8 protein-coding genes are annotated in these 10623 nt (G+C 45.2%); 3 read left to right on the top strand and 5 right to left on the bottom strand.

Annotated features, from left to right (window positions below; translation table 11 throughout):
• Positions 1–222: 222 nt before the first annotated feature.
• Positions 223–1419 (bottom strand): glycoside hydrolase family 10 protein, encoded by a 1197-nt coding sequence (locus C7Y66_RS28415; protein ID WP_106548129.1) that lies wholly within the window; start codon positions 1417–1419, stop codon positions 223–225.
• Between the two features lie 218 nt (positions 1420–1637).
• Between C7Y66_RS28415 and C7Y66_RS28410 the strand changes: the two genes are divergently transcribed.
• From C7Y66_RS28410 to moeB, 3 genes are all read left to right on the top strand, one after another.
• A complete protein-coding gene (locus C7Y66_RS28410) occupies positions 1638–2618 on the top strand; it encodes a 3'(2'),5'-bisphosphate nucleotidase (protein ID WP_106548128.1) in 981 nt (326 codons plus the stop codon).
• Positions 2619–2633: 15 nt separating this feature from the next.
• Complete coding sequence (locus C7Y66_RS28405; protein ID WP_106548127.1) at positions 2634–3113, top strand: Mov34/MPN/PAD-1 family protein; 480 nt, start codon at positions 2634–2636, stop codon at positions 3111–3113.
• A gap of 180 nt (positions 3114–3293) precedes the next feature.
• The gene (gene moeB / locus C7Y66_RS28400; protein WP_015157394.1) at positions 3294–4466 is read left to right on the top strand and encodes a molybdopterin-synthase adenylyltransferase MoeB; all 1173 of its coding nucleotides are present in this window, start codon (positions 3294–3296) and stop codon (positions 4464–4466) included.
• A 158-nt stretch (positions 4467–4624) separates the two neighbouring features.
• Here the strand turns inward: moeB and metK are convergent, their stop codons facing one another.
• From metK to ureC, 4 genes are all read right to left on the bottom strand, one after another.
• On the bottom strand, positions 4625–5884 hold the full coding sequence (gene metK / locus C7Y66_RS28395; protein ID WP_015157395.1) for a methionine adenosyltransferase: 1260 nt from the start codon (positions 5882–5884) through the stop codon (positions 4625–4627).
• A 256-nt stretch (positions 5885–6140) separates the two neighbouring features.
• Positions 6141–7508 carry an aldehyde dehydrogenase gene (locus tag C7Y66_RS28390; protein WP_106548126.1) on the bottom strand — a complete coding sequence of 456 codons (1368 nt, stop codon included), beginning with the start codon at positions 7506–7508 and terminating at the stop codon, positions 6141–6143.
• A 275-nt stretch (positions 7509–7783) separates the two neighbouring features.
• Entirely contained in the window at positions 7784–8878 is a 1095-nt protein-coding gene (locus C7Y66_RS28385; protein ID WP_106218042.1) for a hybrid sensor histidine kinase/response regulator, read from the bottom strand.
• A 283-nt stretch (positions 8879–9161) separates the two neighbouring features.
• A partial coding sequence (gene ureC, locus C7Y66_RS28380) for an urease subunit alpha (protein WP_106548125.1) occupies positions 9162–10623 on the bottom strand: 1462 nt, incomplete at its 5' end.

Genomic DNA, 10623 nt, shown 5'->3' with positions numbered 1-10623 from the left:
CTCTTTTAATTCGACACCAACTCTCTTGTGCTTGTTGGCGCTTTCAAACTATACTCTTTTCTAGGTTCGGTCGCCCTTTGGGAGGTCGCTTTGCGTCCCTCTCTCCTCCGGCGCTTTATTAATCTATCTAATCTCCACCAAATGTGTCAACCCTTTTGGTGAAAAAAATTTTGACTTTCCCCCAAATTCCCTCGCCGCAACGGTTTGAAGAATTCTTAAACATTACTGCTTGACCCCCTGAGTAGTCCCTGCCCAACCGTGGGAGATTTGCGGTCGCGCTACAGTATTAGGAAACATGGACTGGAAAGCAGAATCGCGATCGCCCAAACTTTCGTAGAAGAAGAAAGATACTCCTGCAAATCCTCGATTACGGACTGCTTGAACCTGCTGTTCAATCCGCTTCATAGGAGTAGGACGCTTTTTCAAACCTGCCAATATACCTATACTGACAGGAATACGGCTACGGACTGCTTTGATTTCTGGATGCTCTATTTCTTTAACGAAAGTTTTCAAATCATCTCGATAGACTTGTAAGACAACTTCCTCTACCAAACCCTTTTTTTCCCAAGTACGCCAATCTTGTAGAGACGTGTTATAAGCGTATTCGTGAGCATTTGGCGCTAGAGTCACGAGACAATCAGGTCTGCGAGTTTTGACCGCTTGATAAATTTGGGTCATTAACTGCGTAATTTTGTTAGCACGCCAGCGCATCCACTGCGGATGACGAGGATTGGCAGGCGGCTTCTTACCGCCATTTTCCCGCTGGTAGAGTCGGGTAGTAAACGTGTCATAGCCTAAGTCAATAGGCAAACTGAAGTGATCGTCGATTTGGATACCGTCTATGTCGTACTTCAAGACAATCTCGGCAACTAAGTTGACGATAAATCGTTGCACCATTGGATGAAAGGGATTAAGCCAAACTTGGTTATATTTATTTCCTTTAGAAATTCGGCGGGAGTTGCGGCGATAGGTAATCCAGTCTGGATGACGGCGGATGAGGTCGGAATTGGCGGGTGCTTTTAACCCAAATTCAAACCAGGGAATAACGCTCAGTCCTTGCTGGTGACTCTGTTGAACAATTTCGGCTAAAACATCTCTTCCTTTCAACTTCGGATTGGGATCGAGCGCTCTCCCAATTGTACGTTCTGCTACAGAGCTGGGATAGAGAGTATAGCCGCGATTCCAAACGGTAGGATAAACCGTGTTGAAGTTTAATTTTGCCAATCGTTGTAAAGCTTTGCTCAAGCGATCGCGGGAAAACAAAACATCGCTGTCAACATTGGTCAACCACACTCCCCGCACTTCAGTTTCTACAGGGTGAGGCTGAGATGCTACTTGTAGCGGTAGGTGTAGTAGCAAGACGATCGCCATACATAGACTGAATAAAGTCATAAACCAAGCTTGACGCTTACCCTTCACCAGTAATCCGTCCTTTTGAGAATTTGTTGGCAGTGGATTCGATCGTCGCACATCTCTTTTGTCAGTGGAAGATTGTCAAATTTCATATAGACTCGCAACCGATTGTAAAGAGTTAAGTTAACGAGTTTGTCGTAAGGGTTCACAGCCGTGCGCCTCTACCACTCTTTCTAGCTATGTGTCATAATCCAGCCTGGATGCTATGTCTGAGGAAGTAGCTGATGGCATACGAATTAGAAAAACAGGTGGCGATCGCATCTGTAATCCGAGCAATCAAACTCTGCACGCAAATTCAAAACGATTGCCTTGTTGCTGCAATAGAAAAACCAGATTTTAGTCCAGTCACAATTGCAGATTTAGGCGCTCAGGCAATTATCTGTCAAGCGATCGCGGCAGCTTTTCCTCAAGATGCAGTTGTAGGGGAAGAAGATGCAAAGTTGCTGCGCCAACCGCATATGTCTGAGCAACTGGAACAAATCGCATCTTACGTGCGGGTGCATATTCCAGAAACATCTGCTGAGACTATCTTGGAGTGGATCGATCGCGGGAACGGTCAAGTAGGCGATCGCTTTTGGACTCTAGATCCGATTGACGGGACAAAAGGATTTTTACGCGGCGATCAATATGCGATCGCTCTCGCTTTGATTGAGGATGGAGAAGTCAAGCTAGGGGTGATGGGTTGTCCAGCATTACCACTAGACTTGAATCAGCCACAAGGCGAACGAGGAGTTTTATTTGTAGCTGTGAGGGGACAGGGAACAACTCAAATCGCTTTAAAAAGTGGGGTTTCTCAGCCAATTTTAGGGGCGAGAACCGCAAACAAAAGCCATTTCCGTTCGACGGAGAGTGTAGAGTCAAGACATGGTAATTTGCCTTTACAACGAGCGATCGCGCAAGCAGTTGGCATGACTCCCGAGCCACTCTCGATCGATAGCATGGCGAAATATGCCGTAGTTGCTAGGGGTGAAGCTGCTCTTTATTTACGACTGCCTTGGGCAGAATATCCCGCTTACCGCGAAAATATTTGGGATCATGCTGCAGGAGCAATCGTTTTAGAAGAGGCTGGCGGTCGTGTTTCAGATATGTACGGTAAGCCTTTGGAGTTTGCGGCTAATGCTAAGATGCTCAATAATCGGGGCATTATTGCTAGTAGTAGCGATATCTATGATGCCGTGTTGGATGCACTGCAAGAGAAAGTCTAAGTCAATTTAAAGCTTGTGAGTATTAGGTTAACAGTCGAACATTTGCGGCTGATTTGCAGCCACGCAGAAAGTACTTATCCACATGAGTGCTGTGGCTTATTGCTGGGTAAGTTGAGTCAGGATGACAAAATTTTAGTAGAGGCGATCGCAACTGAAAATGTTTGGAGTCCGACAACTGCGGCAGATTTTCAAGCGATCGATCCAAATCTGAATTTAGGCACGGATCAAAATACTTACTACACGATCGCGCCAGAAACCATGTTGAAAGTGCAAAAAGAGGCACGCGATCGCCAACTTGATATTATTGGGATTTATCATTCCCATCCAAACCATCCCGCCATCCCGTCAGAATTCGATCGCGTCTGTGGGTGGCAAGCCTATTCGTATATCATTGTTTCAGTTCTCCAAGGCAAGGCTAGAGACGTATTGAGTTGGAGCCTTGACGATAACCATCAGTTCCAACCAGAAGAGATTGTCGTAGAAAGATTAATTTAGCGATCGCAAATTTAAGCACCAAAATTTAAGAATTGTATCGCGATCGTATCTAGTGTTTTTCCATTTAAGATACGATCTAGGGTCTGTCTGTATTCAAGATAGATTCCATCTCCCCATCACCCCCTCATGATGGTAATCAACCGGAGACGATGTTAATCCGCTCCTTTCCATCAAACTGTTATGCTCAATCCCAATTTGGATGAAATCCAACTCTCACAAGAAGAATACGAACGTTTTTCCCGTCACCTGATTTTGCCAGAAGTCGGACTGGAAGGACAAAAGCGTTTGAAAGCCGCCAGCGTACTGTGTATCGGTACGGGAGGTTTAGGTGCGCCCCTGTTGTTATACTTAGCGGCAGCTGGGATCGGACGCATCGGGATTGTCGATTTTGATATCGTCGATCGCTCCAATTTACAACGTCAGGTGATTCACGGCACATCTTGGGTTGGGAAACCGAAGATTGAATCTGCTAAAGAGCGAATTCTAGAGATTAATCCTCATTGCCAGGTTGACCTTTATGAAACGCGCTTGAGTTCGGAAAATGCGCTGGAAATCCTCAAACCATACGATATCGTCGCTGATGGAACTGACAATTTCCCTACGCGGTATTTGGTAAACGATGCTTGCGTGTTGTTAGATAAACCGAATGTTTACGGTTCTATTTTCCGATTTGAAGGACAAGCGACTGTATTTAACTATCAGGGTGGTCCTAACTACCGCGATTTATATCCCGAACCCCCACCACCTGGGATGGTTCCTTCCTGCGCTGAAGGTGGGGTACTGGGAGTGCTGTGTGGCATCATTGGCACAATTCAAGCAACAGAAACCGTCAAAATCATTTTGGGTAAAGGAACGACTTTGAGCGGGCGTTTGTTGTTATACAATGCCCTCGATATGAAGTTCCGCGAGTTGAAGTTGCGTCCCAATCCCGTGCGTCCGGTAATTGAAAAGTTAGTAGATTACGAACAATTCTGTGGGATTCCCCAAGCGAAAGCAGAGGAGGCAAAACAGCAGATGAATATTCAAGAAATGACGGTACAGGAATTGAAGCAGTTACTCGATAGTGGTGCTGATGATTTCGTGCTGCTAGATGTGCGTAACCCGCACGAGTATGAAATTGCGAAAATTCCCGGTTCGGTATTAGTGCCTTTGCCAGATATTGAGAATGGGGAAGGTGTGGAGAAGGTAAAAGAAATACTCAACGGTCATCGGTTAATTGCTCATTGTAAAGCAGGAATGCGATCGGCTAAGGCTTTGGGTATTTTGAAGCAAGCTGGGATTGAAGGGACGAATGTAAAGGGTGGAATTACTGCCTGGAGTCAGGAAGTCGATCCTTCTGTGCCTCAATATTAGATCCCCCTAACCCCCTTAGAAAGGGGGAAATAATGCAATATCCCCAGGTAGGAGCGCACAGCTGTGCGCTCCTACTGATATGTGTATCCCATGTGTAGGTACAAAAAAAGTAGAGACATTGATTTAATGTCTCTACTTGAAGAACTACCTATGTTTGGTTAAACTGTCGCTGAAACAGGTTGATTTAATGCTTGCTTTAAGATATCTGCTTTGTCGGTTTTTTCCCAAGGCAAGTCTAAGTCATTTCGTCCCAAATGACCGTAGGCAGCAACATCTTGATAGAAGCGACCACCTCTTTCAGCTGGTAGGTTACGCAAGTTGAAGGCGTGGATAATACCAGCTGGACGGAGTTCAAAATTCTGTTGAACTAACTCCAGCAAACGGTCTTCGTCAATTTTGCCAGTGCCGAATGTTTCTACTAAAATGCTAACGGGTCGCGCTACACCGATCGCATAACTCAGTTGCACTTCGCACTTGTCAGCTAACCCAGCAGCAACAATATTTTTTGCCACGTAGCGGCAAGCATAAGCCGCACTGCGGTCTACTTTAGTGGGGTCTTTACCGGAAAAAGCACCGCCACCATGCCGTGAGTATCCACCGTAGGTATCGACAATAATTTTACGTCCAGTTAAGCCGGAATCACCTTGGGGACCGCCAATGACAAACTTGCCTGTGGGGTTGACTAAAAAGCGAGTTTGTGCATCTGGTTTGACCTCAATATCGGCAAAGACTGGCTCTACAACCGCTGACCAGAGGTCTTCTCTAATCTTGGCTTGCACTGCTTTCTCGTCGGTGATGTCGCCAATCGTCGGTGCGTGCTGAGTCGAGATTAAAATCGTATCAATTCCTACAGGTCGTCCGTCTTCATAGGCAATTGTAACTTGAGTTTTACCATCAGGACGCAAGTACGCCAGTTGACCAGTTTTCCGTACTGCGGCTAGACGGCGAGAAATGCGATGGGCAAGGCTGATAGGCAAAGGCATCAATTCGGGGGTTTCGTTACAAGCGAAACCAAACATGATCCCCTGGTCGCCCGCACCCGTAGAATCAAATATTTCTTCACTAGATTTTTCGCGAGTTTCGTGCGCTGTATCAACGCCTTGAGCAATATCAGCCGATTGTTCGTCTAGGGCAACTAGTACGGAACAGCTATTGGAACAAAAGCCATTGACAGCATCGGTGTAGCCAATTTCAGCAATTTTTTGTCTAGCTAAATTGACATAATTAACTTGAGCTTTGCTAGTAATTTCACCAGTAATTAAGACTAATCCAGTGTTAACGACTACTTCTGCTGCGACTCGGCTGGTGGGGTCTTGCGCCAGTAGTGCATCTAAGATAGTGTCGGAAATTTGATCGCAGATTTTATCAGGATGACCTTCAGTGACTGATTCTGAGGAAAATAGGTAGCGACGAGACAAAGGCAGTTCCTCCTTGGAGTTGCTGATATTGAGTAAGTTTGCTTTGAGTGTAGCTAGATCGATCGGCGATCGCCGCCGTTTTACCACTATTTACAATTATTGTGTGGGCGCTATCCCCTCAGCGATTAAAAGCTAGATAGACGGTGTGTATTTTAGCCTATCTCAAACAAGTCGGTTTGTAAAAATTCTAGTAGGAAATTTGCCATCTTAACGCAACAGGTGTATTAAGTCTGTGTAAAGTTCGATCGTTTTACAGCTAACCTAAAATGCGCTTAAGTAAGGGTAACTTGCCGCGATAGGGAGGATAGCGTAAATTAATCTCGATCGCCAGGGAACGATACAGTACGCTCTTGTAGTGCGAAAATATGTCAAAACTAGCCTTGCCGTGATATTTTCCCATGCCACTACTACCCACTCCACCAAAGGGTAGTGTGGGAACGACAAATTGCAATACGGTGTCGTTGATGCAGGCGCTACCAGAGGAAGTTTCTTCTAGAACGCGCTTTTGCAGGTTTCTGTCACGAGAAAAGAGGTATAAAGCCAACGGTTTCGATCCTTGATTAACGATCGCGATCGCCTCAGATATATCTTGGTAAGTCACGACTGGTAAAATGGGACCAAAAATTTCTGACTGCATTGCTGGCACGTCTAGGGAAGCTAACTCAATGACAGTGGGTGCAATATAGCGTGACTCGGCATCTGTTTCTCCCCCAAAAACTATCTTGCCATCCGCTAGCAAGGCAACTAAGCGATCGAATTGTTTGCGATCGATAATTCTGCCATAATCGGGGCTATTCGCGGGTTGCGCGCCGTAAAATTCAGCGATGCATTTTTGAATTTTCTCGATAAATTGTTGTTTAATTGCTTCCGGGACTAAAAGATAGTCGGGGGCAATACAACTTTGTCCAGCATTAATAAATTTTCCCCAAGTAATTCGCTTGGCAGCATACTCAAGATTGATGTCAGTATCGACAATACAAGGACTTTTACCGCCTAGTTCTAAAGTCACTGGAGTTAAGTACTTGGCTGCCGCTTCCATCACAATTCTACCTACGTTTGTACCACCAGTAAAAAATATATGGTCAAATTTTTCTGTTAAGAGTTTTTGGCTAGTTTCGACTCCGCCTTCCACCACTGAAATATATGTGGAATCAAAATATTTTTGTAACATTTTAGCTAAGACCGCAGCAGCATGAGTAGCGATTTCTGATGGTTTAATAATCGTACAGTTGCCCGCTGCGATCGCGCCTACGAGTGGAGTAATAGCTAACTGCAATGGATAATTCCACGGACTAATAATTAAAACAATTCCTAGCGGTTCTGGATAGATTTTGCCAGCACCAGGTAGTTGTTCAAGCGGAACGGCAGCTTTATAGGGTTTTATCCAACTTTTTAGATGTTTGATGGCGTAGTCGATCTCTTTCTTGACTACGGTAATTTCTGTTAAGTATATTTCAACAACTGGTTTATGGAGATCTGCTTGTAATGCCTCGTTAATAGCAATTTCGTAGTCAACTATCGCCTGTTTGAGGATTTTTAGCTGGACAAGCCGAAAGTCTATCGATCGCGTTTTACCAGTTTGAAAAAATTCTCTTTGTTGGCGTAGCAGCTCGGAGTAATTCATCTTTTTTAATTATTTCACTACACTTTGATAGTGAAGTGCTTGCAATAGCACATACAATATTGATATAATTTACTTCACAATGGGAATATAATTGCTTTTTTAAATTGCGCTTATATTTCCATTATTGAACTAAACTACTTTACTACAATTAGGTTTTTAAAACAAGTCGCAACAGCGATCGCCTCGCATGAAATCAATGGCACAAAAGCTAGCTCAAGGCGAGTAGCGATCGCCCTTGCAAATGACACATGACGAATGACAAACAACAAGCGAATCTACTTCATCACAGGTAGGCTAACCCTAAAAGTACTACCTTTTCCAAGTTCGGAATCAACTTGTAGCGTACCTTGATGGGCTTCGACAATGCGACGTGATAAATACAGTCCTAAGCCGCTACCGGAACGCCTATGGCTACCTTGACGGAATCGTTGAAACAAAGTCTCTCTATCTTCAAAGGAAATACCGGAACCCGTATCGATCACGTCTACTTGTAAATAAGAGTCAGGATTGGTAGACACGCAAACGGTAACGGAACCTTTATCGGTAAATTTAAGGGCGTTGCCCACCAGATTAGTAAAGAGACGATGCAATTCCAAGCGATCGCCGGAAACTTGCACAGATGAAATTGGCTGCTGTTGTTGTAACTGGAGCGATACACCTTTATCTTGCGCCAGAGGAGATAGTTCTTTTACGATATCTTCTAGCAAATTTTGCAAGTCTACTGGAAAGAATGCCAAGGTCTTGCGCCCAGCCTCAAAACGATAGACTTCCAACAGCGTATTGACCATTTGCAGCAGATTCTGATTGCTACGAATCATCGTTGCGATCGCTTCATGGATCGGCGGCGATAGTTCTCCTAACGCCCCTTGCGCGAGAAGTACGAGCATTCGGTCGGCAGCAACAAGGGGAGTGCGAAGGTCGTGCGTTAAACGAGAGACAAAATCTTCTCTTTGACGGGCAATTTCATCCCGTTCGTCTACGCTGTGCTTCAACCGTAGTAGCGATCGCACTCTTGCCAAAAGTTCTTCAACTTCGACAGGCTTGCGGATAAAATCGTCTGCACCCGTATCCAAACCTTTAGCCACACTAGGTTGGTCGTAAGCAGTAATCAGTAAAATTGGAATGAAAGGTAGTTTGGCATTTTGCCGGAGGCGCTGAGTCACTTCAAACCCATCCATCCCTGGCATCATCACATCAAGCAGAACGAGATGAGGCGGTGATTTTTCAACTTCTGCTATTGCAGTGGGGCCGTCTTCTGCCGTAGTAATGGTGTATCCTTCTTCCTCCAAAATCGTTTGAATTAGGAACACATTATCGGGAGAGTCGTCAACCACGAGGATTCGATCGGCTTTGGAGGATGGGATAGTCATGAAATCCGCACGCTGCTCAATAAATTAAGATTTTAATATTTTCTCAATATCTATTCGTTGGTATCATTCTTCCTTGTCGTTACAAAATTAACCTCTTACCCAAGAGAGAATGTTTCTCCAACTACAGATCGTTACATTTTTTGGCAATGTTCGATTGCGGTAGCAAATTCACCTGCCGAGCGAGCAATTGAGGCAAAAAGTTTGCTTCGGCAGATAGATAACAATCTGAAATAGTTAGCATCCGCGATAGTACCAGCGTCTATAACCAACAGCTAACAACCATTTAAAACAAAAAATATCTTTGTGCCATTGGTAAGATTGTAGCTGGTTCGCAAGTGAGAAGCTCTCCATCTGCCCTAACTTCGTAGGTTTCAGGATCGACTTCGATGCGAGGTAGGGCATCGTTTAATTTTAAATCCTGCTTACCGATTTGACGGGTTTGTGAGACAGCAACAGCAGGTTTTTGTAAACCTAACCGAGAAGGAATTTCTTGTTCTAGGGCAATTTGAGAAACAAAAGTCAAGGATGTTGCCGCGATCGCACCGCCAAAACTAGCAAACATGGGACGCATGTGAACTGGTTGGGGAGTGGGAATACTAGCGTTAGCATCACCCATCTGCGACCAAGCAATTAATCCGCCTTTGAGAACAATTTCCGGCTTCACGCCAAAAAATGCCGATCGCCAGAGACACAAATCGGCAAGTTTCCCCACTTCCACAGAACCGACATAATTAGCAATACCGTGGGTAATGGCGGGGTTGATCGTGTACTTGGCAACGTACCTTTTAGCGCGGAAATTATCATTTTCTATAGATCCCCCATCGGGAGAAGATAAATGCCCCCTTTGCACTTTCATTTTATGTGCCGTCTGCCAAGTACGGATAATCACTTCCCCTACTCTTCCCATCGCTTGAGAGTCGGAGGAAATCATGCTGAATGCCCCTAAATCGTGCAAAATATCTTCTGCGGCGATCGTTTCTCGACGAATGCGCGACTCGGCAAAGGCGACATCTTCGGCAATACTTGGATCGAGGTGATGGCACACCATCAACATATCTAAGTGTTCGTCCAGGGTATTGAGCGTATAAGGGCGCGTAGGATTGGTAGAAGATGGTAAAACGTTGGCTTCACCGCAAACTTTAATAATATCTGGGGCGTGACCGCCGCCAGCCCCTTCTGTATGGTATGTATGAATCGCCCGTCCTTTAAAAGCACCGATGGTAGTTTCAACAAACCCAGCTTCGTTGAGGGTATCGGTGTGAATCGCGACTTGGACATCATGTCGGTCGGCGACATCCAAACAAGTATCGATCGCGGCGGGAGTCGTTCCCCAATCTTCATGCAATTTCAAACCCATTGCCCCAGCTGCAATCTGTTCGACTAAGCCTTGAGGTTGACTGCTGTTACCCTTACCGAGAAAACCTAAATTGACGGGAAAGGCATCGGCGGCTTGCAACATCCGGTAAATGTTCCAAGGTCCAGGGGTACAGGTTGTGGCATTCGTACCTGTAGTGGGTCCCGTACCTCCACCAATCATTGTCGTTACACCAGAGGCGATCGCCGTTTCAATTTGCTGGGGACAGATAAAGTGAATGTGACTGTCGATCCCCCCAGCCGTGACGATTGCGCCTTCTCCTGCTAAGACTTCCGTACCAGGACCGATGATAATATCTACGTTGTCTTGAATGTAAGGATTGCCAGCTTTGCCAATTTTGTAAATCTTACCGTCTTTAATTCCGATATCG

The organism is Chroococcidiopsis sp. CCALA 051 (assembly GCF_003015105.1).
Classification (GTDB): Bacteria; Cyanobacteriota; Cyanobacteriia; order Cyanobacteriales; family Chroococcidiopsidaceae; genus Chroococcidiopsis; species Chroococcidiopsis thermalis.
The sequence above is the reverse complement of the archived record's forward strand: the minus strand, read 5'-3'. Positions and strand labels throughout refer to the sequence as shown.